The sequence below is a fragment of the Flavobacterium sp. CAN_S2 genome, assembly GCF_015752255.1.
In the GTDB taxonomy this organism is placed as follows: Bacteria; Bacteroidota; Bacteroidia; order Flavobacteriales; family Flavobacteriaceae; genus Flavobacterium.
In genome coordinates, this window is the sequence record NZ_JADOVA010000001.1 from 19568 (window position 1) to 44032 (window position 24465).

Genomic DNA, 24465 nt, shown 5'->3' on the forward strand with positions numbered 1-24465 from the left:
GAGAAAATATATTTTTTTCAAAAACAGTATAAGTTCCATTTTTTTGTTAGTTTTATCTATTGAAATTTAACAGAAATCTAGAATTTATACTGTTTTTTTATGTCAAAAAGTAAAATCAGAACCGACAAAACCTGCCTCAATTGCAGGTACGTGGTTGAAAATAGATTTTGTCCGAATTGTGGACAAGAAAATACCGATACCCGAAAAACGTTTCACCACCTCTTTATCCACTTTTTTGAGGACTTGACACATTATGAAAATGCTTTTTGGCGCACCATAAAAAATCTTTTATTCAAGCCCGCAGCACTAACCAAAGAATACCTTTCCGGAAAAAGATTGTCTTATTTAGCTCCTGTTCGGCTTTATATTTTTATCAGTTTTATCACGTTTTTAATAGTTGCAATTTTCCCCAATACCGTTAATTCTTCAGATAGCACTCCAAAAAAGGAATCAACTATAACCACAAAAAACAAATCATTCCAGAGTACGATTTCCAAAAATGATTCTATAAAAAATCATCAAACTGAAGTCGAAGAACAAAATCAAATATTCAATTTTGGATACGAATCTGTAGAACAATTAGACTCCATCCAAAAACATGCACCCGAATCTGAAAAATTATCCGATTTTAATTATTGGATGAATAAAAAAATTCAAATCGTTAAAGAAAACAACACACAAAGTGAAATTATTGAAAAATTCATAAGCTCCTTTACCCACAATTTGCCGAAAGTTCTGTTTGTATTCATGCCTCTTTTCGCTTTTTTTCTTTGGCTATTCCATAATAAAAAACATTGGTACTACTTTGATCACGGCATTTTTACCTTACATTACTTTTCATTTTTATTGTTGATTTTTCTGCTTTTGTTTCTCATTAACAAAGCGTTGTCCGCTTTTACAGAATCAAGTTTTGTTACTTTTATTCAGATTGTAGTTAATTTTATTGGTATCGGATGGATGATTTATTATTTTTATCCCGCGCACCATCGTTTTTATGGCGAAACGCGCTTGATATCTTTTATAAAATGTAGCCTGTTATTTTTTATAAACTTTATTCTTATCATAATTATTTTATCAATTTTTGCTATTTACACCTTTATTAATTTACATTAAAAAAATGAAAAAAATCCCTTTATTAGGTTTAATGGTTGTTTTGACCGTAAGCTGCACCACTCAAAAAGCGAGTGTTACTCATGTCGACCCAACAAAATACATGAATACAATTACCGCTGATGAACTAAAAACACACCTTTACATTGTTGCTTCAGACGAAATGGAAGGCCGTGAAACCGGTTCAGCTGGTCAGAAAAAAGCAGGTGTTTATCTCATCAATGAGTATAAGAAAAACGGCATCAGCTTCCCGAAAGGCGCATCTGACTTTTACCAAAAAGTTCCCGCAGCTTTCCTGAATGCGAAACGAAATGAAAACTTACCCGATTCTGAAAACGTTTGGGCTTACATAGAAGGATCTGAAAAACCAAATGAAGTCTTGGTGATTTCAGCTCATTACGATCACGTAGGGACAAAAAACGGTGAAATTTACAATGGTGCCGATGATGATGGTTCCGGAACTGTTGCATTATTAGAAATTGCTCAGGCATTCCAAATGGCAAAAAAAGCAGGACATGGCCCAAAACGTTCTATCTTGTTTCTACATGTAACTGGCGAAGAACACGGATTACACGGAAGCCGCTATTACTCGGAAAATCCGTTGTTTCCGTTAGCGAACACTATTACTGATATCAATATTGACATGATTGGACGTCGTGATGAAGCGCATGCTGGCAGCAACAATTATGTATACGTTATTGGAGCAAACCGATTATCAACTGATTTAGATAATATTTGCACGATTGCAAACACTAAATACACCCAATTAGAGCTGGATTACAAATACAATGACCCAAAAGATCCAAACCATTTCTATGAGCGTTCTGATCATTACAACTTTGCTAAACACGGTATTCCATCGGTATTCCTTTTCAACGGAGTGCATGCTGATTACCACAAACCTACGGATAGTCCAGACAAAATTGAATACGATGCGTTAACCAAAAGAGCAAAATTTGCATTTGTAACCGCTTGGGAATTGGCAAACCGTACCGAAAGACCTATTGTTGATAAAAAATAGTTTTCTTCTTTGGGCACATCCACACTTTCACTAGCGTTACAGTGTGGTCGGGCTATACGTTACAATCTTTATTATCTCGTTAAAAAACGAGATAATAAAGGATTTCCACTCCTATCCCTTGTGCAAAACAAAACCTCATAAAAAAAGAGCTTTGAAATACTTCAAAGCTCTTTTTTATTCTTCATTTATTAAACTCTTTCGTCAAATTGTATTTTATCCGCGCTATCAATTTTATACAAAGGTTTTTCAAGAGGTAAAGTAAAGTAAAAAGAGGTGCCTTTTCCTTCTTCACTTTCAACCCATATTTCTCCATCATTTCTTTCTAAAAATCCTTTCACCAATAACAGTCCAATTCCGGCACCTTTGTTATCTTTCCTAGCTTTAGAAAGTGTACTCATTTGCGGGGTAAAAAGTGTTTTTTGAACATCCTTAGACATTCCAATTCCACTATCTTTTATCTGAATTATAATTATTTCAGCTTCAATTTTCGCTAAAACCGAAATTTCGCCTTCAGGCAAAGAATGCTTTATTGCATTAGAAAGTATATTTTGAAAAACCGATATTAACATTTTTCCATCTGCAAACACAGTCGTATCGGGTATGATTTCATTATTGAGTTTAATCGCATTCAAAGAAGCCATTTCGTGCAATGATTCAAAAACCTTTTCTACATAATCAAACAGCACAATTTTTGTTGGTGAAAATACCTCCGATGCATATTTGATTCTAGCCCATTCTACTAGATTATCCAGCATGTTCAACTCATCAACAGCTGTTTTCTGAAGTAAATCAAGCATTTCTTTTGCTTTACTGGATTCTAATCTGTCGAGATTTTTTTTCAAATATTCCGCCGTTCCTATAATTCCGGATAAAGGACTTCTTAAATCGTGGGAAACAATGGCAAGCACATTCTCTTTGTGTGTATTTAAATCTTCCAGTTCTTTTATATATTTTTTTATAGCATCCTCCGATTTTTTTCGCTCCGTAAGATCTCGCAGAATTTTAACGTATCCTAACATCTCTCCTTCACTTCCAATAAGCGGAAAAACCAAACCATAAGCATAAAATTCGCTCCTATCTTTACAAATATGCAATCTGTTGTCTGTTGCTCTTCCTTCTTTTAATGCTGTTTGGATTTCTTTTTGCGGAATACCATTATTTATATCTTCTTCCGTGAAAATCACATCAAAAGGCTTTCCTATAATTTCATCTGTTTCATATCCAAATATTTTTGTTGAACCTGAACTCCAGCTGTTAATTATAAATTCATTGTCAAGAGTAAAAATCGAATAATCTTGTAAACTATCTATTATCTGGCTATAAAACTCAGCGGTTGGAATGTAATTACTTTTAAGAATTTTAGAATTGATTTTCTCGTTTTCCATTAAATTATATAAATAATATTTAAAATTTTGAAAGCTTATTTTCGATTGATTTAACTATACAATGCGTTCAAAGATACACAAAAGGAATCATTTTTCTGAAAAACAAATACAATTAGCACTACCCGACGAATTGAAACAGTATAAGCTTTTCCATATTTGTGTGAATCAAAATTCTGTAAATCTGCTTTAGTTGTTCACTGACACTTCACCCTTTTACAATATTCAAGCCAATAAAAATCGTAGCATAATTTCACGAGACTTTATTCCACAAAAAAAGCCTCGAATTTCTTCGAAGCTTTTGCTTTCTGGGTGGGAGACGGGGCTCGAACCCGCGACCCTCGGTACCACAAACCGATGCTCTAACCAACTGAGCTACAACCACCATTTGCTTAGCGGTGGCAAATATACGACATAAGTTTACTTCTGCAAATATTTTTTTCAAAAAATTACATGAAATTTACATCAAATCTGCTAAGCTATTGACTGCCAAATATCTTTCTACAGTAAAACCTTCTGCATGATCTACACCTGTGAGCCTTCCTAAATCCCTGGAACGGTAATTCAGGCTTTCCAAGAAGTTTTTACTTGAAATTGGCGACTCCGGTTCTTTAGAATTTGCATCATAAAACTGTGAACTGTACGCCAAAATAGATTCAATTTTTTTATCGGTGAAACCAGTAATGTCAACTACAAAATCTGGTTCTATATTTTTCCACTGTATGTAATGATACACTAATTTTGGTCGCCAAGCCTTTTGTTGTTCTCCTTCTAATGAAGTTTCAATCTTAATTAATCCAGACAAAAAACAAGCATCAGAAACTAATTTACTTCCCTTTGCATGATCAATGTGTCGGTCATCAATAGCATTACACAAAACAATTTCCGGTTGGTACTTGCGAATCATTTTTATGATTTCTAATTGATGCTTTTCGTCATTGACAAAAAACCCATCACGCATTTCCAGATTCTCACGTGCTGAAACTCCTAGAATTTTTGCAGCAGCATTGGCTTCCTGATCCCTGATTTCCGCTGAACCACGAGTTCCTAATTCACCACGCGTCAAATCTATAATTCCCACTGTTTTCCCTAAAGAAATTTCTTTTAAAATGGTTCCTGCACAACCCAATTCCACATCATCAGGATGCGCACCAAAAGCAAGTATATCTAATTTCATCTAAAATTCGTTTAATGTTTTTTTTTAATTTTTAAGTTGCGAATACTACTTCAAATCCAATATTTTCTTCATAGTCATTGATTTATTGACACTTTCCTTCCATTCGTTTTCAGGAATACTGTCCTTTGTAATACCACAACCCATATATAAATGCGCTTGATTATCTTTGATTTGCATACATCGCAAATTCACATACAAATCTGATTTTATTTCTCCTTTATTAAATCCTTCTTTGTTTAATTCGCCTAAAAAACCGGTGTAATATTCACGGTCATAACCCTCATTTTCCAAAATAAAATTTTTAGCAACCTCTTTTGGTAATCCACACACAGCGGGTGTTGGATGCAAAACAGAAACAACTTCCTTCAAACTTGAATTGTGATTAATAACCCCTTCAATATCGGTTTTAATATGTGCTAAAGTTCCCGCTTGCGCAGTATAAGGGCTTGAAACGGAAACTTCTGAAGTCAATTCCTTTAGATTATCCAAAATAAAATCGGTAACAAATTGCTGCTCTTCCATTTCTTTTTTCTCCCAGACAACTTCTTTATCACCTTGAAGTTTTTGCGTTCCGGCTAATGACATTGTATAAAAAGTATTCGTATTAGCCTTTAGTAATCGCTCCGGTGTAGCGCCAATCCATAAACCTATTTTTGGGTGAAACCAGCAATAGCAGAAAGCGGTGGGATAATTTTGAATTAATTTTTCGAAAATTGAAACTAAATCAAAATTTGACAAACCAACAATTTCTTTTCGTGACAAGACCACTTTTTTCAAAGTCCCTTTTGCAATAGCATCAATTCCTTTTTGGACAAGACTTTCAAAATGTTCTTTCGCTTGAATGTCTTCTGAAGCTATGAAATCTGAATCCTCATTTTCCTTTGAAGAAGTAATCAGGGTTTCCCATTTTACCGATTGATTTCTAGGAATCAGTATCATCTGACTTCCTTCAAAAGGAGCAAAAACAAATCCCGTCTCTTCAAAATTCTCAGCAAAATATACGTGGTCGTTATTTTGAAAAAAACCTATTAATTTGATGTTATTTGGTTTTCGGTATAATACAAAAGGTAGATTCTGAGCTTTTTGTTGCTTTACTTTTATAAAAAAATCGATCATATATAATGTATTAAAATATAAATTCCACTAAACCTAAAGGCATTTTGATTTGCTTAACAGTATCGAAACCATCTTGGTCAATTTGACTGAAACTGATTTTTGGCTTTAGCTAAAATTAAATTCAATTATTTATTTTCGCTTTTTCTTTTTGGTAAAACCATATTCGTCAGCTTGCAAAGTGAAATTAAGTTGTTGTTTTCATCCGTAATTCGTATTTCCCAAAGATGAATGCTTCGGCCCTTGTGGACAATCTTAGCGGTTGCTGTTACAATTCCATCCCGTTTTGCTTTCAAGTGATTGGCTGAGATTTCAATTCCGCGGACTTCGCTTACTTCTGAATTTACATAAATCATAGAGGCGGCGCTGCCCACACTTTCTGCTAAAGCCACCGATGCACCGCCATGCAATAATCCCATTGGTTGATGCACGGAAGGATTCACAGGCATTGTAGCAACCAGAAAATCTTCTCCTGCGTCCGTATATTTAATATTCAACGTTTCCATCAAGGTGTTTTTAGAAACGTGATTACAATAATGAAGTATTTTTTCTTTGTCGAATGTCATGTTTTTGTCTTTAAAAATGTAAAAATAATTAAAAGATAAGTCACATAACAGTAAATACAACTGTTATTCTGATTTCGAAATAGATTTTTCCTATTTTTACAAAAAATATAACCAAATGCGTCCCAAAATAGTATTGTTTTTTATTGGAATGATATTGACTATCTGTTCCTGCCGTTCTGATTTTGAGACCGTAGCCAGCACAGGAGATTTAGAATTTTCCAAGGACACGATTTATCTTGACACTGTTTTCTCTAACATTGGTTCCAGCACATACCGACTCAAAGTGTACAACAAAAGTAAAAATGACATTACGATTCCAAGCATTAAATTAGGGAAAGGTTTGAGTTCAAAATATCGAATCTCTGTTGACGGAATGCAGGGAACAGACGGGAAAATTTTTAACAATGTGGATCTTTTAGCCAAAGACAGTTTGTATATTTTCATAGAAACTACTGCTAATACTGCTGATGCTAGCCCAAGCGATTTTTTGTACACCGATCAAATTCAGTTTGACAGTGGCGAAAATCTTCAAAATGTAGAACTGGTAACACTTATACAAGATGCTGTTTTCCTGTATCCAAAGCGTTTTGCTGATGGAACTACTGAAACACTTCCTATTGGAAACGAAAAAATTGATGGATTTTATCTAGATGAAAATGATCCTGTCAATGGAAACGAATTGCAGTTTACAAATGACAAACCCTATGTAATTTATGGCTACGCAGCAGTTCCTTCAAATAGAACAGCCACTTTTGAAGCAGGAACCCGAGTCCATTTTCATGCTAATTCTGGACTTATTGTAGCCAATAATGCCTCAATCAATATTAATGGAACTCGATCACAAACGGATAAACTAGAAAACGAAGTCATTTTTGAAGGAGATCGTTTAGAACCTGATTTTTCGGATGTTCCCGGACAATGGGGAACCATTTGGCTGACTGATGGTAGCACGAATAATACCCTGAATCACGTCACTATTAAAAATGCAACGATTGGATTGTTAATTCAAAACAATGACGGCAAGAATGTTTTTGTCAAAAACACCCAAATCTACAACAGCAGCAACTACGGAATTTTGGCGCAGACCGCAAAAATAAATGGCGAAAATGTAGTCATTAATAATGCCGGATTAGCCAGTTTAGCCTGTACTTATGGTGGGAATTATAGTTTTACTCATTCCACTTTCAATAATAATTGGAACAGCTCGCAACAGGTGGCCGTTTTAGTAAGTAATTATATTTTGGGAGCAATTCCGGAAGCGAAAGATTTAACCGCAGCCACGTTTAACAATTGCATTATTTATGGTTCTTATTCCAATGAAATGAGTTTAACCAAAAAAACGGGAGCCGCTTTTGAATACCAATTCAACAATTGCCTTATTAAATTTGATAACGTATCCAATCAATTTACGACCAATCCCGATTATCAATTCAATACGGATACCGCACATTACAATGCTATAATTTTGAATAAAGATCCAAAATTCTTCAATATTTCACAGAACAAATTTAATATCGATGAAACTTCCGCCGCTTTCGCAAAAGGGAATTCGGGGTATCTGATTCCACTTGATATTATAGGAAACACTAGAACTTTACCACCTGATTTAGGTGCTTACCAAAACAAAGCTTTTCCAAAATAAACAACTCTGAATTAGCGCATCCTAACTATTTAAAAATAAAAAAGAATCTTTATCGAATTAAACATTTAGTAACTTCCAATATCAATTTAAATAGTAGTTTTGTCAAAATTTCAATCCATAAATCAAATTAATTTTAAACTAAGTAATCCAATTAAAGTATGAAACAAATCTACTCGCTACTCTTTTTATTTCTTTTCGTTGCAGGTTTTGCGCAAGCGCCAGATGGCTACTATGCAAATGCCACAGGGACTGGATACACGTTGAAAACTCAATTGTACAACATTATCAAAGACCATACAGTACAAACGTACGGAGGATTGTATGTTACTTATGAAACGTCAGATATTGATAATTTCTTTGAAAACGACGGTTCTGTACTGGACATGTATTCGGAGAATCCATCAGGAACAGATCCTTACATTTACACTATAGCAACTACGCAAAGATGCGGAAACTATACTAATGAAGGAGATTGCTACAATAGAGAACACATTATACCACAATCAGTGTTCAATGAACAATCACCAATGGTTTCTGATGCACATTTCATCACTCCTACAGATGGAAAAGTGAACGGGATTCGGTCTAATTATCCACATTCTGTAGTAGCAACTGCTACTCAAACTACTTTAAACGGAAGTAAACTTGGAGCCAGTACCACAGCAGGTTATTCAGGTCCTGTTTTTGAACCAATTGATGAATTCAAAGGGGATATTGCCAGAATGTACTTCTATTTTGCAACTCGATATGAAAATACAGTTGCGGGATACAATTACCCAATGTTCAATAATTCTACGGGGAAAGTATTTACCACAGCATTTTTAAATCAATTACTGGCTTGGCACAATCAAGATCCGGTTAGTGCTAGAGAAATTGCTCGTAACAACGCAATTTATGCGCGTCAAAACAACAGGAATCCTTACATTGACAATCCAAGTTATGTAGCAGCCGTTTGGACTACACAACCTGCAGATACAGAAGCTCCAACCGCCGCAACAAATTTGGCGGTAACTACTACTACATCAAACGCTATAACATTAACCTGGACAGCCGCTACAGATAATATTGCTGTTACTGGCTATGACTTGTATGTTGATAACACTTTAAAATCTACTCATACTGGACTTACTGCAACTGTTTCTGGTTTATTAGCTTCCACTAGCTACAACTTTTACTTAATTGCAAGAGATGATGAAAGAAATTCATCTGTAGCAAGTGCAATAGTAACCGGAACAACAACTGCTACCCCAACAAGTGGATCGGGAGCTACAGAGTTATTCTTTTCAGAATATGTTGAAGGAAGCGGATTTAACAAAGCGTTAGAAATTGCTAACTTTACTGGAGCAGCAGTTAATTTAACAGGTTATTCAATAAGAAAACAATCAAATGGAGCTGGAGCTTGGAGTGCAGGACTTAATCTAACAGGAACACTAAACTCAGGTGCTGTATTTGTGTTAGTAGATCCACAAATGGCTACAACTTGTTACCCAGTGGCAAATGCCAATCTATCATCAGCTCAAGAAGCATATAATGGAAATGATCCTATGGGATTATTTAAAAACGGAGTATTAATCGATATAATAGGAACATTTGATGGAGGAACAGCAATGTTTGGAGAAAATGTAACATTAAGAAGAAAATCGAGTATTACAGGTCCAAACACTACTTTTAATAAAGCTGGTGAGTGGGATTCATTTGCTAGTAATACTTGTGATGGAATTGGTAGTCATTCATTGGCAACCCTTTCTAATGTTGATTTTGATACAAATGAATTCAATATCTATCCAAATCCATCCAATGGGAATGTCAAAATAAATTTTGAAAATTCAAATGAAAAATATTCTGTTCAAGTTTTTTCAGTATTAGGACAAAAAGTTTTTGAAAAAGAATACACAAACAATTCTTCTGCTACTGTCAACAATCTTCAAAAAGGAGTTTACTTAGTTAAAATAACAACCGACACAAAATCAGTTACTAAAAAACTTATTGTAAACTAATTACAACTGAATTATTTATTTAAAGCGGCATTTATTGCCGCTTTTTTTGTTTACAATTATTCAATAAGAAATACTTCTAAATACCAATACAAATAGATTCCTTTTAATATAAGAATAAAACTACTTTCATTAAAATGTTAATAATTTTGTTAAGAAAATCATAATTACCTTCATAATTTCTTAACACTAAACATATTAAAAGTTATAAATTTGCGCGTCTTCAGTATTTTAAAATTTACAAATTAAGCTTTGAAAATCTGAGATTAACCCCAAAAACCAAAACAAATTTAAATTATGAAAAAAATCTACTCTGCCTTATTATTGCTATTCGTCACCGTTGGTATTGCCCAAATACCCAGTGGCTATTACACTACCGCAACAGGAACTGGCTACGCCTTAAAAACACAATTATACAACATTATCAAAGGCCACACTGATAACGGATATGCTGGTTTATACACCATATATCAAACATCGGACAGGGATTATTACTTTGAAAATGACGGTACAATTTTAGACATGTATTCTGAAAATCCTGCCGCAACAGATCCTTACAATTACTCCGCGGGAACAACCCAAAGATGTGGAACGTACAGTGTGGAAGGCGATTGTTACAACAGAGAGCACATAATTCCGCAATCTACTTTTAATTCTGCAGCACCAATGGTATCGGATGCACATTTCATCACACCAACAGACGGCAAAGTGAACGGACAACGTTCTAGTTATCCCCACGGAAATGTAGCAACAGCATCTTGGACCTCTTTAAACGGAAGTAAACTTGGATCCAGTGGAACTGCCGGATACACTGGAACAACTTTCGAACCTCTCAACGAATTCAAAGGTGACATTGCGAGAATGTATTTTTATTTCGCCACACGATACGAAAATACTGTCGCTGGATATCCATATGCTATGTTCAATGGAACTAGCAATCAAGTTTTTACCACTGCTTTTTTAAACTTATTGATTACTTGGCATAATCAAGATCCGGTTAGTAACAGAGAAATTGCTCGTAACAATGCAATTTATAATTCTCAAAACAATAGGAATCCATACATTGATCATCCAGAATATGTACAAGCAATTTGGAACCCAACAGCTGATGCACAAGCGCCTACTACTCCAACGAATTTGTTAGCTAGCGGAACAACATCAAACTCCGTTTCATTAAGCTGGACGGGTTCAACTGATAATATTGGAGTGACCGGATATAATGTTTACATGAACAGCGCTTTAAAAACGACTGTTACGGGAACAACAGCTACAATCACTGGATTAACAGCTGCAACAGCTTATTCGTTTTATGTTGTCGCTAAAGATGCGGCAGGAAATTCTTCGGCTTCAAGTAATGTAGTAAATGCTACAACTGCTGCCGGAACATCAATTACGTATTGTGCTTCTCAAGGAAACAGCACCGCAGATGAAAAAATAGGAAAAGTCGTTTTTGGTTCCATAAATAACACCAGTACAGGAACTGCCGGTTATGAAAATTTCACTGCTATAACTACAAATGTAACTTCAGGATCTGCAAATACCATTACGATAACACCATCATGGACAGCTACAGCATTCAGCGAAGGATACGCCGTTTGGATTGATTATAACAAAAACGGATTATTTACAGATGCAGGAGAATTGGCTTGGTCAAAAACTAGTTCAACAACGACTCCGGCAACAGGAACAATCACGATACCAGCTTCGGCGACATTAGGAACTACGAGAATGAGAGTTTCAATGAAATACAATGCCATTCCAACTTCGTGTGAAGCGATCCCGTATGGTCAAGTAGAAGATTATACTGTAAATATAGTTGCCGGAACTGCGGATACAACAGCTCCATCTGCACCTACAACTTTGACAGCATCAGGAACAACTCAAACTACAACTACTTTATCTTGGAATGCTGCATCTGATAATGTTGGAGTAACCGGATACAACGTGTATAGAGGAACTACATTGTTAGCTACTGTTTCAACGACATCGTATAATGTTACGGGATTAACTGCTGCAACAGCTTATACTTTTTCAGTAAAAGCTAAAGATGCAGCCGGAAATGTTTCTGCTTCAAGCAATGTTGTCAGTGTTACTACAACTAGCGGTAGTTCCACTGCAACGGATTTATTGTTTTCAGAATATATTGAAGGTTCTTCGAATAATAAAGCGTTAGAAATTTCAAATGCAACTGGTACTGCAATAAACTTATCGATTTACAGTATCAAAAAACAAAGCAATGGTGCCGGTGCTTGGAGTACAGGATTATCGTTAACAGGAACTTTGAATAACGGAAGTAAATTCACTATTGTAAATAGCTTGATGGCATCTACTTGCTATCCTATAAGCTCGGCTAATCTTTCTACATCAGCTGGTGAAATGACTTTTAATGGAAATGATGCTGTAGGTTTATTCAAAAATGGCGTTTTAATTGACATCATTGGAACTTTTAACGGCGGAACAGCAAATTTTGCAGCTGATGAAACCATCCGAAGAAAAGCAACCGTTACCTCTCCTACGACTACTTTCAATAAAACAACCCAATGGGATTCATTTGCATCAGACACTTGTAACAATTTAGGAAGCCGTATGGTTGCAAAAGAGTCTAAAATTGAAACAGTTTTAGATATTAATGATATTGCTATCTATCCAAATCCATCCAATGGAACTTTCTCTGTCAATAATTCGAATAAAATGTATTCTATTGAAATTTATTCTATCATTGGTCAGAAAATTTACAGCGAAGAAAACAGCACCAAATCAGAAATTACGCTTCCAAACATTGCTAAAGGAACGTACTTAGTTCGTGTTAGCATCGATTCGGATTCAGTCATAAAGAAATTAATAATCAACTAATTCAAAAAGCGGCAAATTTGCCGCTTTTTTTATAGCCAAAATTTAATCTTAATTGTCTAAATTTGCACCGCAATACAACAAACTACATAACAATGATCCATTTCTTTGAAAACCAAAGCAAAACTGTTTTTGCCGTACACACGCAAAACGAAATTTCGGCTCAAGACATTTCAAAACTTAACTGGCTTTTTGCCGACTCAAATAAAATAGAAAAATCCGTACTGACGGATTTTTTTGTTGGTCCTCGCGCCACTATGATAACGCCTTGGAGCACTAATGCTGTAGAAATCACCCAAAACATGGGAATATCCGGCATCATTAGAATTGAAGAATTTCATAAAGCAACAGCTGATTTTTCGGATTTTGACCCGATGCTTTCGCAAAAATACAGCGAACTAAATCAAGATATTTTCACTATCAAAGTATTACCAGAAGCCATTTTGGACATCGACGATATTGCTGCTTATAACAAACAAGAAGGATTGTCTTTAAGTCCGGACGAAGTGGAATATTTAGATAATCTAGCGATTAAATTAGGACGAAAACTAACGGATTCTGAGATTTTTGGTTTTTCACAAGCCAATTCAGAACACTGTCGTCATAAGATTTTCAACGGAAAATTCATCATTGACGGTGAAGAAAAAGAATCTTCTTTATTCAAATTAATCAAAAAAACATCTCAGGAAAACCCTAACGATATCGTTTCGGCTTATAAAGACAACGTTGCTTTTGTAAAAGGGCCACGTGTACAACAATTTGCTCCAAAAAGTGCTGATAAACCTGATTTTTATGAAGTAAAAGAATTTGATTCGGTTATTTCATTAAAAGCAGAAACGCATAATTTCCCAACAACAGTAGAGCCTTTCAATGGTGCTGCAACTGGTTCTGGTGGAGAAATTCGGGATCGTTTAGCAGGTGGACAAGGTTCTTTACCAATGGCTGGAACTGCAGTTTACATGACATCATATTCTCGTTTAGAAGGCCCATTCGACTCCGCTCAGGGTAGCAGACCGTGGGAAAATGGTATGACCGAAAGAAAATGGTTGTATCAAACGCCAATGGATATTTTGATTAAAGCGTCAAACGGAGCTTCTGATTTTGGAAATAAATTTGGACAACCGTTGATTACAGGTTCTATCCTGACTTTTGAACACGAAGAGGACGCTCGCAAACTAGGTTTCGACAAAGTGATCATGCAAGCGGGTGGAATTGGTTACGGAAAATTAGATCAAGCAATTAAGAAAAAACCACAAACAGGTGATAAAATTGTTATCCTTGGTGGTGAAAATTATAGAATTGGAATGGGTGGAGCTGCAGTTTCTTCAGCAGATACCGGAGCTTTCAGTTCAGGAATTGAATTGAATGCCATCCAACGTTCGAACCCGGAAATGCAAAAACGTGCTGCCAATGCCATTCGTGGTTTGGTAGAAAGCGATATTAATCCAATTGTCTCGATTCACGATCACGGAGCTGGAGGACATTTAAACTGTCTTTCGGAATTAGTGGAAGATACCGGTGGATTAATTGATTTAGACAAATTGCCTGTGGGAGACCCTACCCTTTCGGCAAAAGAAATAATTGGTAACGAATCTCAAGAACGAATGGGATTGGTTATCGCCAAAGAAAACATTGATTTATTGCAAAAAATTGCTGACCGTGAGCGTTCTCCAATGTACCAAGTGGGAGACGTAACCGGAGATCACCGCTTTACTTTCGAATCAAAATCAACTGGTGCTAAACCTATGGATTTTGCGTTGGAAGACTTTTTTGGAAGTTCTCCAAAAGTGGTCATGACGGACAAAACAATCGAAAGAAATTATACTGATTTAACATACGATAAGAAAAACATTTCAACTTACTTAGAGCAAGTTCTTCAACTGGAAGCAGTAGCTTGTAAAGACTGGTTGACCAACAAAGTAGACCGTTGTGTGGGTGGTAAAGTGGCCAAACAACAATGTGCGGGTCCATTACAATTGCCATTGAACAATTGTGGTGTAATGGCCTTAGATTACCAAGGAATACAAGGAATTGCCACTGCGATTGGGCACTCGCCTATCGCTTCATTAATTGATCCGGTGGCAGGAACAAGAACTGCTATTGCTGAGTCTTTATCAAACATTGTTTGGGCACCAATAAAAGACGGATTAAAAGGAATTTCACTTTCGGCAAACTGGATGTGGGCTTGCAAAAACGAAGGAGAAGACGCTCGCTTATACGCTGCAGTTGAAGCTTGTTCGGATTTTGCAATCGAATTGGGAATCAACATTCCAACCGGAAAAGACTCCCTTTCAATGAAACAAAAATATCCAAATGAAGAAGTAATCGCACCGGGAACGGTAATTATTTCGGCAGGTGGAAATTGTACGGACATTAGAAAAGTAGTAGAGCCTGTTTTACAAAAAGACGGTGGCTCTATTTATTACATCAATTTGTCACAAGACAACTTTAAATTAGGCGGTTCTTCGTTTGCACAAACGTTGAATACTATTGGAAAAGAAGTGCCAACGATTAAAGACGCTGCATTTTTCAAAAGAGCGTTCAATACCGTTCAAGAATTAATTTTAGAAAACAATATCCTTGCAGGACACGATATAGGAAGTGGTGGTTTGATCACGACTTTATTAGAAATGTGTTTTGCAGATGTGAATTTGGGAGCAAAAATAGATTTCTCTACTTTCGAAGAAAAAGACTTGGTTAAAATCCTATTTTCTGAAAATATTGGAATTGTTATTCAAGCGAAATCAGATACTGAAGTGGAATCCAAATTAAAAGAAAATAACGTTTCTTTCTATAAAATAGGGACTGCTACGAATGAAGAAACTTTAGACCTTGGACTTTCGACTTTTGAAATAAAAGAATACAGAGATATTTGGTTCAAGACTTCGTTTTTATTAGACCAAAAACAATCGAAGAACGGAACGGCTCAAGCGCGTTTTTACAATTATAAAAACCAAGCTTTAAATTATACTTTCCCTGCACATTTCACAGGAAAATTACCTGTCATCTCGAGCGCAGTCGAGAGACCAAAAGCAGCTATCATCCGTGAAAAAGGAAGTAACTCGGAGCGTGAGATGGCGAATGCGATGTACTTAGCCGGTTTTGATGTAAAAGACGTTCATATGACCGATTTGATTTCAGGACGTGAAACTTTGGAAGACATTCAGTTCATTGGAGCTGTTGGTGGATTCTCTAATTCAGATGTATTGGGTTCTGCCAAAGGTTGGGCCGGTGCATTTTTATACAATGAAAAAGCAAAAACAGCTTTAGACAATTTCTTTAAAAGAGAAGATACGTTGTCTGTTGGAATTTGTAATGGTTGTCAATTGTTCATGGAATTGGAAGTGATTAATCCGGAGCATGAATTACACGGAAAAATGTTGCATAACGAGAGTCATAAACACGAAAGTATTTTTACATCGGTTACCGTACAGGAAAACAATTCGGTGATGCTTTCTTCATTAGCAGGAAGTACTCTTGGAGTTTGGGTTTCGCATGGTGAAGGAAAATTTAACTTACCAATGGGTGAAGAAAATTACAATATTGTTTCTAAATATGCCTATGAAGGCTATCCTGCTAATCCAAACGGTTCACATTTTGATGTGGCGATGCTTTGCGACAAAACAGGACGTCACTTAGTGATGATGCCACACATTGAGCGTTCTACATTTCAATGGAACTGGGCACATTATCCAAAAGACAGAAACGATGAAGTTTCGCCCTGGCATGAAGCTTTTGTCAATGCCAGAAAATGGATGGACAAAAAATAATTTTTTGATTATAATATTGAAAGCGTTCTTGAAAAAGAGCGCTTTTTTTGTTCTAATCTAATACTAAAATTTCACTTCAAGAAAACGATTTCGTTGATAATCAACAATGCGTTCAAAATTTTGCGATATAATTTCCAATTTTTAAAATTTATCCCTATTTTTTTTTTAATTTGCAAGCAAATCCAATATTATCCATAATGATAAATATCACCCGCCTCTTCGATTTCCCTTATTATCAGCAAGAAAAATACAATAACATTCCGGATGCTTTAGTAAGCAAACAGAATGATGTCTGGGTAAAAACATCGACCCAAGAATATATAGCTAAAGCAAATGCCATTTCGAGAGCACTACTCCGATTGGGCGTTCAAAAAGACGATAAAATTGCCATCATTTCCTCTAATAACAGAACCGAATGGAATATTATGGATATTGGTGTGCTGCAAACCGGAGCGCAAACTGTTCCCATTTACCCGACTATTTCCGAAGAAGATTATGAATACATTTTGAACCATTCCGGTTCTATATATTGTTTCGTATCGGATGTTGAAGTACTTCGAAAAGTAAACCTAATCAAACATAAAGTTCCTACGCTTAAGGAAGTGTATTCGTTCAACGAAATTGAAGGTTGTACCAACTGGAATGATTTGTTGGTTCTTGGTGTAGACACCGGAAATCAAGACGAAGTGGAACAACGCAAAAACAATGTAAAAACGGAAGATTTAGCGACTATTATTTATACTTCGGGAACAACAGGAAGACCAAAAGGAGTTATGCTTTCGCACAAAAATATTGTGTCAAATGTATTGGACAGTGCTTCTAGAATTCCGTTTGAAGCCGGAAAAAGCCGCGCATTGAGCTTCCTACCTATTTGCCATATTTTCGAAAGAATGATTTTGTATTTATACCAATATTATGGTGTTTCCATTTATTTTGGAGAATCCATTGAAAAAATCAGTGACAACATCAAGGAAGTGAAACCAACAGTAATTACAGCTGTTCCAAGACTTTTAGAAAAAGTATATGATAAAATTTATGCCAAAGGAACGGAGTTAACCGGCATCAAAAAGAAATTATTCTTTTGGGCGATTGACTTAGGTTTAATCTATGAGCCGTATGGCAAAAATGGATTTTGGTACGAATTCCAACTTAAAATTGCGCGCAAACTGATTTTCAGCAAATGGAAAGAAGGTTTGGGCGGAAACCTCGATTTAATGGTTTCCGGAAGTGCTGCTTTGCAACCAAGATTAGCCCGCATTTTTGCCGCTGCAGAAATTCCGGTTATGGAAGGCTACGGATTAACTGAAACTTCTCCCGTAATCTCTGTAAATGACATCAGAAATGGTGGTTTCAGAGTAGGAACTGTGGGTAAAGTAATCGATAATGTAGAAGTTATTATTGCTGAAGACGGCGAAATCCTTTGCAAAGGGCCTAACGTAATGATGGGGTATTACAAAGACGAAAAACTGACAAACGAAGTAATCACGGACGGCTTTTTCCACACGGGAGATATTGGAATTTTTGACGAAGACGGTTTCTTGAAAATCACCGATCGTAAGAAAGAAATGTTCAAAACCTCAGGTGGAAAATACATAGCGCCACAATTAATTGAAAATACGATGAAGCAATCGCGTTTCATTGAACAAATCATGGTTATTGGTGACGGACAAAAAATGCCGGCAGCCTTTATTCAGCCAAGTTTTGATTTCATCAAAGAATGGGCCGTTATACACGGAATCAACATTGGACAAAGTAATGAAGAAATAATTGCCAACGAAAAAGTAATCGAAAGAATCCAGTTGGAAGTGGACAATCTAAACGAAAAATTCGGAAACTGGGAGAAAATAAAACGTTTTGAGTTAACACCGGATTTATGGTCTGTAGAAGGCGGACAACTTACCCCAACCCTGAAACTGAAACGAAAAATAGTAATGGAAAAATACATTGATTTATTCCATAAAATCTACAACTAGCCGTTATAAAACCGTTCCGTTATGAAAGTAAAAATCTTAATTTGCTCCGTTATCAGTGTGTTCTTTTTTTCTAATTGTCAGGAAAAACCAAAGGAAGATTCCATAAAAGCAAATTATTTAGATTTCTCCAAACGGGACGACCAACTCACGGGCGGTATCAAAATGATTCCGATTCAAACACCAAAAGGCACGTTTAAAGTCTGGACCAAACGAGTGGGCAACAATCCTAAAATAAAAGTGTTGTTGCTACACGGCGGTCCCGGTTTGACACATGAATTGTACGAGGCCTTTGACGGTTATTTCCCTAACGAAAGCATTGAATACATTTATTACGACCAGTTGGGCTCGTATTACAGCGACCAACCCAATGACAATAGTTTGTGGACTAATGAACGTTTTGTGGAGGAAGTCGAACAAGTACGCATCGCATTAGGATTGGACAATTCTAATTTTTACCTGATGGGACAATCTTGGGGCGGAATCCTGGCAATGGAATACGCTTTGAAATACCAAAAAAACCTGAAAGGCTTGATTATCTCGAATATGATGGCGAGTGCTCAGGAATATAACGCTTACGCAAAAGACGTTCTGGCACCGCAAATGGATCCTAAAATCCTAAAGCAATTGCAGGATATCGAAAAAAATAATGATTTTGATAATCCAAAATACAGCGAATTACTGTTCAAACATTACTACACGGAACACATTTTGAGAATGCCTCTCGAAGAATGGCCGGAATCCATCAACAGATGTTTCAAGCACATTAATCCTAATGTATATGTGTTTATGCAAGGCCACAGTGAATTTGGCATCACTGGAAATGCAACCCTTAAAAATTGGGATGTCAAAGCTAGACTAAAAAACCTTACGGTTCCTACATTGAGTATTGGTTCTAAATACGACACGATGGATCCCGAACACATGAAATGGATTGCAAACGAAGTCCAAAACGGACGTTTCTTATTTTGCCCTAACGGAAGCCACCTTTCGCAATACGATGACCCAAAAACCTATTTTCCAGGCGTGATTAAGTTCTTGAAAGATGTGGATAATGGGGAGTTTAAAAAGTCTTAGAAAAAATATTTAGTTTACAAAAAACCACGAATTGATTTTCGTAGTTTTTTGGTTTTATTTAGTCGCTATTGACCTAAATTATACTCAATCAATTAACCAACTTTTAGGAATTAGTGCCTTATAATCTTCGCTATAATTCCCATCATTCTCTTTTCCCCGCCATTCATCTACTACGTTTATATTATTAATTCCTGACCATGTTTCTTGTGGAGCATGTTCAAGAATAATTATCTGAATTTCATTATTTGTTCTTTCCATAAATGTTGAACATACTTCAAAGATATTTCTTGTATTTTCCAAATCTTCAGAATCTTTTTCTTCAAGTTTTTCTCCATTTTCTTGTTTTTTCTTGAGTATTTCAGGATAATAAACCTGACTAGGTTGATCTAAAACTAAAAAAGATGGTACATAGTTAAGTTTTCCCGTTTCTTTAAGTTTGTAAAAATACTCATGAAGACCCAACATTGTCGCCATGTGATAACACATATAATTAGATCCGCTGCCTATTTTATTTAGGAAAGTAATTGATTTATTTTTTTCATCTTTAATTTTAATACCTAAATATTTTTCAGGATCTATTAATACGTCACAATGATTTTTGTGTTCAATAGGTAATAAATCTACATACGTTTTAATTGATTTTGTGACTTTAGAAAGTATATGGTCTTTATCATACTTTAATTTCAATTTATTTAATTCAGTTCTTTTTTTATTAAGTTCTTCTTCAAGCTTTTGTAATTTTTTTATTAGTGCACTATCCGGGGTAATTAAATTCTGAATAAAATTTGAAACCTTCCCTACAAACTCATATATTTTTTGATAAATAAATTGTTCCTCTTTAGTATCCGCAAGGAGGATACCAATGTTTTTATCAAATTCTTCAATAATTATTTCTTGCTCTTTAATATTCTTTTTAAGAATACTTTTTTCTTTTTCGAATGACAAATCGTTTGATTTATCAACTCCCATTAGCTTTGAATTTATTTCTCTAGCCTCTTTTAACCTTTGCAACTCAACTAAAGCTTTGTCTGATTTGGAATCACAAAACGGACAAATATCTGTTCCTTTTCTATTGAGAAACCAATCGATTGGTTTTAATCGATCTTTTATTTCAACATATACATTTTCTAAATATTCTTTTTTTGTATTTTCAAATTTTAGAATCTTAGTAAATTCCATTTTCTTTGAATTTAACTCTCTCGATAAACTTACTCTACTGTTCTCTAACTCTTCTATTTTTTCAGAAAATCTAAGCGAGTTTCCTCCCTTAAATAAAATATTTTTCTTAACATCTGATATAATCCCCTCTAATTCCGCCTTAATTAAATCGACATTTGATAAGCTTATATCAATATCTCTATTTGTTAATCCAAGCTTAATTGATTCAATGTAATATTCATATAAATCGGATTGCCAATTCTCATATCTAACTTTTATATCTTCAATTTTTCCGGATAATTTACCCCAATCATTTTCTAAATTTTTAATTTCTTCTTCAAGTAATAACATCTCGTATGACTTGTAACCCAACACCAACGGAAATAATTTTTTTAATCGGTTTTGATGATAAAAATCATCTGTATTAAAAAATATTGTATTCCCATTTGCAATTATACTTTGTGATTGAAATTGGAATGCCGTAGTATCTCTAAAGCCAACTGTAATACCTTCTTCTTTATTAGCAATTAAATCGTCTAAATTTTGAAAATTTCCATATGAGTTTAATTTATTTTTTATACTCTCTCTATTATGACTAAATTCTTCTTTATTTAATATCCATGCATTGGTCTTTAACTGCTCATACTCACCAAGCTTATCAATTTCAATAAAATACATATTAGTTGAATTCTGTCCAGAATTTCTAGGGCTATCTCTACCAATAAAAAAATCTTGTCCATCAATGCTTATTTTTAAAGCAAATACATCAACAAGGTTTCTTATTTCACCAATCGGAATTCCACATTCAGTATTACCTAAACAATAATCTATTATTTCTATAATTGAAGATTTTCCTCTTTTACTATATCCTGTAATTATATTAATTTTACTGCCATCAAAAGTTAAATTTCTTGGCTTTAACTTTTTATTTACAGGATATAATAGAATATTTTTTATAATTAATTTCATAATTTAAAATCTGATATTAAGGTCAATTTGTAGCATTTTCTCATCTCTTTTAGCAAAAATATTACCTAATCTTTTAGAATATATCTGAATATCCTTTATGGTGCCATTACTAAATTTGAGTAGTTGTGAGAAATCTTTATTGCAATCAGGATTTAATTCAATAGTATAATTTTCTTTATTTAAAATAAATATTAACTTACTAAATCCAAGGTTTAAACTATCATAAGTTTGTTCTCTCATTTTAGTTGCTCTTTCTTGTAATCCTAAAGTTAACTCCTTATTTTCTTCAATTGAAGTATATAACTTCTGTTTAATTGAGCTTAAAGATTTATAATCAAAGATTATTGGCAAAACAAAAAAAAGATAATCAAGCCTTGGATAGCTTTGTTTTTCTAATTTATGCTTTGCAACGTTATTATATCCCAATATAAAGCTATGAATTGCAATAACTCCTAATGAAGAATTTTGTAAAATATCAAATAAATTTAATTCTCTTTTCATATCTATTTATATAATTTTTCCCAATCTGGTCTCCAACCAATTTTAGGACTATTTGATAATCTTAAAAAAGTACCATTTTGAATATATCTATTTGAATCATTAAATTTTTCAGAATCTTGAAACTCCAATATTACATCTTGCATTATTTCATCATATATATTACAAGCTACTATACTTAACTCTTCATTACTGTGTGCTTCAATGTTTTTCCGAATATGTTTTTTCTTAATGTTATTCCATTTATCTTCACACCTGTCTTCAAAATCTTTAAAATCATATTTAGTCAAAAAAGTACCGTTCTTATTAGTTATTAAATAAGCAATTTCGATATCAGCAAGAATGAAATCAATTATCGCGTCTTTTATTATCTCGTCATTAAATGGTCTCTCAATTTCCTGTAATTGTTTTATGAATAATTGATTTCTATTTACTTCCCCTATATTTATAAAATTGTTTGTTTGAATCTGTTTCTTAGTCCTAAAAATACCTTCAACTAATGTATGATCACTAACTATTAATCTAAATTTCTTCTCAAATTGTTTCTTTGAAAATACTGCATCTTTTTGATTTTTCCAACTTTCCTTGCTTGAATCCGTAATCCAACCTAAGAAAATTTGATAAATAAAATCTTTTTTTTCATTAGACTCTAATGTTCCCATATTAATTTTATTTAAAAACTCTTCTTTAGTTTCTATAGATTCTCTAAATTTAAAATTTTCAATAATAATTTTCAGCTCTATAGGATTTGCTAATACATTGCCAATTCTATCAATTGTCTTTTTCATAGTATGACCTTTACCTTTTTTATGTATTTTTTTTTGATATTCAACCTCTTGTTTTTGCTTTAAATATTTAATTTCCATAAGAACTTCATCATAAGGCTGTTGATTAAAAATTCTAATAATTGAATTGCTAGGTACTTTTTTATTAGTTATTGCTATAAATTCATTTTTTTCTTTCAATATTCCCGATTTAATTTTACTTATCCAAATATTCATTGTTTTCCAGAGATCTTCAGAAGTGCTGCCAAAATTTGTACCAGATAAAGTAATGCTATGCTTAGCCTGAATTGTACAGATATATGTACCATTTTCATCTTCCTTAGCAATATCATCCATTTTCTCTATTGAAATTGATTCATCTATCCCAATTTGAGCTAATTCCAATAATGCAATTTCAAACTGAAAAATAATACCCGCACTTGGTCCCTTCGCAGAATCTAACATATTTAAACAAATTATTTATTTATTTTCACTTTTCTTGTTCTCAAATATAACTATAATAAACTACTTACAATTACGTAAATCCATAATCCCAACAATTAAACTAAAATCCCCAATCATTCTCCTTAGCACGATTCGCGTAAGGGATGGAAGTGGCATCCTTTTATGAATTCCCAATCCCGAAGCCTCGGGATGGGGATTTATAAAAGATACAACGAACAGCCCGACCCGGAGGGAAACGCCCAAAACAATTAATTACTCTTAAAAAACGGTATAATCTCCTCTATTTCAGCGGGGATTTTTTATATTTAATGCTTTTTAACAAAAAAATATTTTAATATATTATGCATGCATAGTATTTTTTATTATATTTGAAATCGATATAGTTACTTATGAAAGATAAAACGATAGATTATATTTTACGTGCCACCTGGCAAGCAGTGGCCAGAATGTATAATGAAGAAGCATCGAAATACGATGCTAGCATGGCTACTGGTTTCGCTTTATTGAGTATTGATAAGGAAGGTGGAACGCCATCGACCTCGTTAGGTCCAAAAATGGGAATGGAAGCTACGAGCCTGACCAGAACCCTGAAATCTATGGAGGAAAAAGGCTTAATCATTCGCAAGAAAAACCCTGTGGATGGCCGTGGGGTTTTGATTTACCTGACGGATTTTGGTAAAGAAAAAAGAGAATTATCAAAAAATACGGTGTTGAAATTTAATGAAACGGTCAAACAAACTATTTCGGCAGAGAAGCTGCAGCACTTTATAGAAGTTGCGGAAACCATCAATGAATTAATTCAAGACAAAAATATATTTACACATACGAGCGTCAGCGAACTGGCGGAACAAACTGAAAAAACAGATAATGATACCGCTAAAATTGATTCCCATCAATAAAATAGCGCTGTTGTTTTCTAATGAAAATCAAATATTATTT

General features: G+C 34.5%; 16 protein-coding genes and 1 tRNA gene. 9 read left to right on the forward strand and 8 right to left on the reverse strand.

Annotated features, from left to right (window positions below):
* The first annotated feature begins 99 nt into the window (after positions 1-99).
* Together IWX80_RS00095 and IWX80_RS00100 are read left to right on the forward strand one after the other, a co-directional pair.
* Positions 100-1113, forward strand: coding sequence for a DUF3667 domain-containing protein (locus IWX80_RS00095; RefSeq protein WP_196851645.1), 1014 nt, complete (start codon positions 100-102; stop codon positions 1111-1113).
* Positions 1114-1117: 4 nt separating this feature from the next.
* Entirely contained in the window at positions 1118-2131 is a 1014-nt protein-coding gene (locus tag IWX80_RS00100) for a M28 family metallopeptidase (protein ID WP_196851646.1), read from the forward strand.
* A 188-nt stretch (positions 2132-2319) separates the two neighbouring features.
* On the opposite strand, the gene IWX80_RS00105 is transcribed toward IWX80_RS00100, so the two are convergent.
* The 5 genes from IWX80_RS00105 to IWX80_RS00125 form a co-directional block, all read right to left on the reverse strand.
* Positions 2320-3516 (reverse strand): PAS domain-containing sensor histidine kinase, encoded by a 1197-nt coding sequence (locus IWX80_RS00105; protein ID WP_196851647.1) that lies wholly within the window; start codon positions 3514-3516, stop codon positions 2320-2322.
* 307 nt (positions 3517-3823) lie between these two features.
* Positions 3824-3899 (reverse strand) — tRNA-His (locus tag IWX80_RS00110).
* A 74-nt stretch (positions 3900-3973) separates the two neighbouring features.
* Positions 3974-4690, reverse strand: coding sequence for a bacillithiol biosynthesis deacetylase BshB1 (bshB1, locus tag IWX80_RS00115; RefSeq protein WP_196851648.1), 717 nt, complete (start codon positions 4688-4690; stop codon positions 3974-3976).
* A 45-nt stretch (positions 4691-4735) separates the two neighbouring features.
* A complete protein-coding gene (locus IWX80_RS00120; protein WP_196851649.1) occupies positions 4736-5806 on the reverse strand; it encodes an isochorismate synthase in 1071 nt (356 codons plus the stop codon).
* 125 nt (positions 5807-5931) lie between these two features.
* A complete protein-coding gene (locus tag IWX80_RS00125) occupies positions 5932-6369 on the reverse strand; it encodes a PaaI family thioesterase (protein ID WP_196851650.1) in 438 nt (145 codons plus the stop codon).
* A 115-nt stretch (positions 6370-6484) separates the two neighbouring features.
* Here IWX80_RS00125 and IWX80_RS00130 point away from each other — a divergent pair, with 115 nt between their 5' ends.
* The 6 genes from IWX80_RS00130 to IWX80_RS00155 all read left to right on the forward strand — a co-directional run bounded on the left by IWX80_RS00130 (position 6485) and on the right by IWX80_RS00155 (position 19672).
* Positions 6485-8011, forward strand: coding sequence for a hypothetical protein (locus IWX80_RS00130; RefSeq protein ID WP_196851651.1), 1527 nt, complete (start codon positions 6485-6487; stop codon positions 8009-8011).
* A gap of 158 nt (positions 8012-8169) precedes the next feature.
* Complete coding sequence (locus IWX80_RS00135; RefSeq protein WP_196851652.1) at positions 8170-10008, forward strand: endonuclease; 1839 nt, start codon at positions 8170-8172, stop codon at positions 10006-10008.
* Between the two features lie 294 nt (positions 10009-10302).
* Positions 10303-12858 carry an endonuclease gene (locus IWX80_RS00140; RefSeq protein WP_196851653.1) on the forward strand — a complete coding sequence of 852 codons (2556 nt, stop codon included), beginning with the start codon at positions 10303-10305 and terminating at the stop codon, positions 12856-12858.
* Between the two features lie 92 nt (positions 12859-12950).
* Positions 12951-16625 carry a phosphoribosylformylglycinamidine synthase gene (gene purL, locus IWX80_RS00145; protein ID WP_196851654.1) on the forward strand — a complete coding sequence of 1225 codons (3675 nt, stop codon included), beginning with the start codon at positions 12951-12953 and terminating at the stop codon, positions 16623-16625.
* Positions 16626-16822: 197 nt separating this feature from the next.
* Positions 16823-18598: an AMP-dependent synthetase/ligase gene (locus tag IWX80_RS00150; RefSeq protein WP_196851655.1), complete on the forward strand. Its 1776-nt coding sequence runs from the start codon at positions 16823-16825 to the stop codon at positions 18596-18598.
* Between the two features lie 21 nt (positions 18599-18619).
* On the forward strand, positions 18620-19672 hold the full coding sequence (locus tag IWX80_RS00155) for a proline iminopeptidase-family hydrolase (protein WP_196851656.1): 1053 nt from the start codon (positions 18620-18622) through the stop codon (positions 19670-19672).
* 84 nt (positions 19673-19756) lie between these two features.
* Here IWX80_RS00155 and IWX80_RS00160 read toward each other — a convergent pair whose 3' ends face one another.
* The 3 genes from IWX80_RS00160 to IWX80_RS00170 are packed head-to-tail and all read right to left on the reverse strand — an operon-like array spanning position 19757 to position 23526.
* Entirely contained in the window at positions 19757-21799 is a 2043-nt protein-coding gene (locus IWX80_RS00160; protein ID WP_196851657.1) for a DUF3732 domain-containing protein, read from the reverse strand.
* Positions 21800-21802: 3 nt separating this feature from the next.
* Positions 21803-22300 carry a three component ABC system middle component gene (locus IWX80_RS00165; RefSeq protein WP_196851658.1) on the reverse strand — a complete coding sequence of 166 codons (498 nt, stop codon included), beginning with the start codon at positions 22298-22300 and terminating at the stop codon, positions 21803-21805.
* A 2-nt stretch (positions 22301-22302) separates the two neighbouring features.
* On the reverse strand, positions 22303-23526 hold the full coding sequence (locus IWX80_RS00170; protein ID WP_196851659.1) for an ABC-three component system protein: 1224 nt from the start codon (positions 23524-23526) through the stop codon (positions 22303-22305).
* Between the two features lie 389 nt (positions 23527-23915).
* Here IWX80_RS00170 and IWX80_RS00175 point away from each other — a divergent pair, with 389 nt between their 5' ends.
* A complete protein-coding gene (locus tag IWX80_RS00175) occupies positions 23916-24425 on the forward strand; it encodes a MarR family winged helix-turn-helix transcriptional regulator (RefSeq protein ID WP_196851660.1) in 510 nt (169 codons plus the stop codon).
* Positions 24426-24465 lie beyond the last annotated feature (40 nt).

Excerpts from the sequence above, each read along its gene's own strand:
- IWX80_RS00170 (WP_196851659.1), bottom strand. The coding sequence starts at position 23,526 with ATGTTAGATTCTGCGAAGGGACCAAGTGCGGGTATTATTTTTCAGTTT.
- IWX80_RS00100 (WP_196851646.1), top strand. The coding sequence starts at position 1,118 with ATGAAAAAAATCCCTTTATTAGGTTTAATGGTTGTTTTGACCGTAAGC.
- IWX80_RS00130 (WP_196851651.1), top strand. The coding sequence starts at position 6,485 with ATGCGTCCCAAAATAGTATTGTTTTTTATTGGAATGATATTGACTATC.
- purL (WP_196851654.1), top strand. The coding sequence starts at position 12,951 with ATGATCCATTTCTTTGAAAACCAAAGCAAAACTGTTTTTGCCGTACAC.
- IWX80_RS00160 (WP_196851657.1), bottom strand. The coding sequence starts at position 21,799 with ATGAAATTAATTATAAAAAATATTCTATTATATCCTGTAAATAAAAAG.
- IWX80_RS00175 (WP_196851660.1), top strand. The coding sequence starts at position 23,916 with ATGAAAGATAAAACGATAGATTATATTTTACGTGCCACCTGGCAAGCA.
- IWX80_RS00105 (WP_196851647.1), bottom strand. The coding sequence starts at position 3,516 with ATGGAAAACGAGAAAATCAATTCTAAAATTCTTAAAAGTAATTACATT.
- IWX80_RS00095 (WP_196851645.1), top strand. The coding sequence starts at position 100 with ATGTCAAAAAGTAAAATCAGAACCGACAAAACCTGCCTCAATTGCAGG.
- IWX80_RS00120 (WP_196851649.1), bottom strand. The coding sequence starts at position 5,806 with ATGATCGATTTTTTTATAAAAGTAAAGCAACAAAAAGCTCAGAATCTA.
- IWX80_RS00155 (WP_196851656.1), top strand. The coding sequence starts at position 18,620 with ATGAAAGTAAAAATCTTAATTTGCTCCGTTATCAGTGTGTTCTTTTTT.
- IWX80_RS00125 (WP_196851650.1), bottom strand. The coding sequence starts at position 6,369 with ATGACATTCGACAAAGAAAAAATACTTCATTATTGTAATCACGTTTCT.
- bshB1 (WP_196851648.1), bottom strand. The coding sequence starts at position 4,690 with ATGAAATTAGATATACTTGCTTTTGGTGCGCATCCTGATGATGTGGAA.
- IWX80_RS00135 (WP_196851652.1), top strand. The coding sequence starts at position 8,170 with ATGAAACAAATCTACTCGCTACTCTTTTTATTTCTTTTCGTTGCAGGT.
- IWX80_RS00150 (WP_196851655.1), top strand. The coding sequence starts at position 16,823 with ATGATAAATATCACCCGCCTCTTCGATTTCCCTTATTATCAGCAAGAA.
- IWX80_RS00165 (WP_196851658.1), bottom strand. The coding sequence starts at position 22,300 with ATGAAAAGAGAATTAAATTTATTTGATATTTTACAAAATTCTTCATTA.
- IWX80_RS00140 (WP_196851653.1), top strand. The coding sequence starts at position 10,303 with ATGAAAAAAATCTACTCTGCCTTATTATTGCTATTCGTCACCGTTGGT.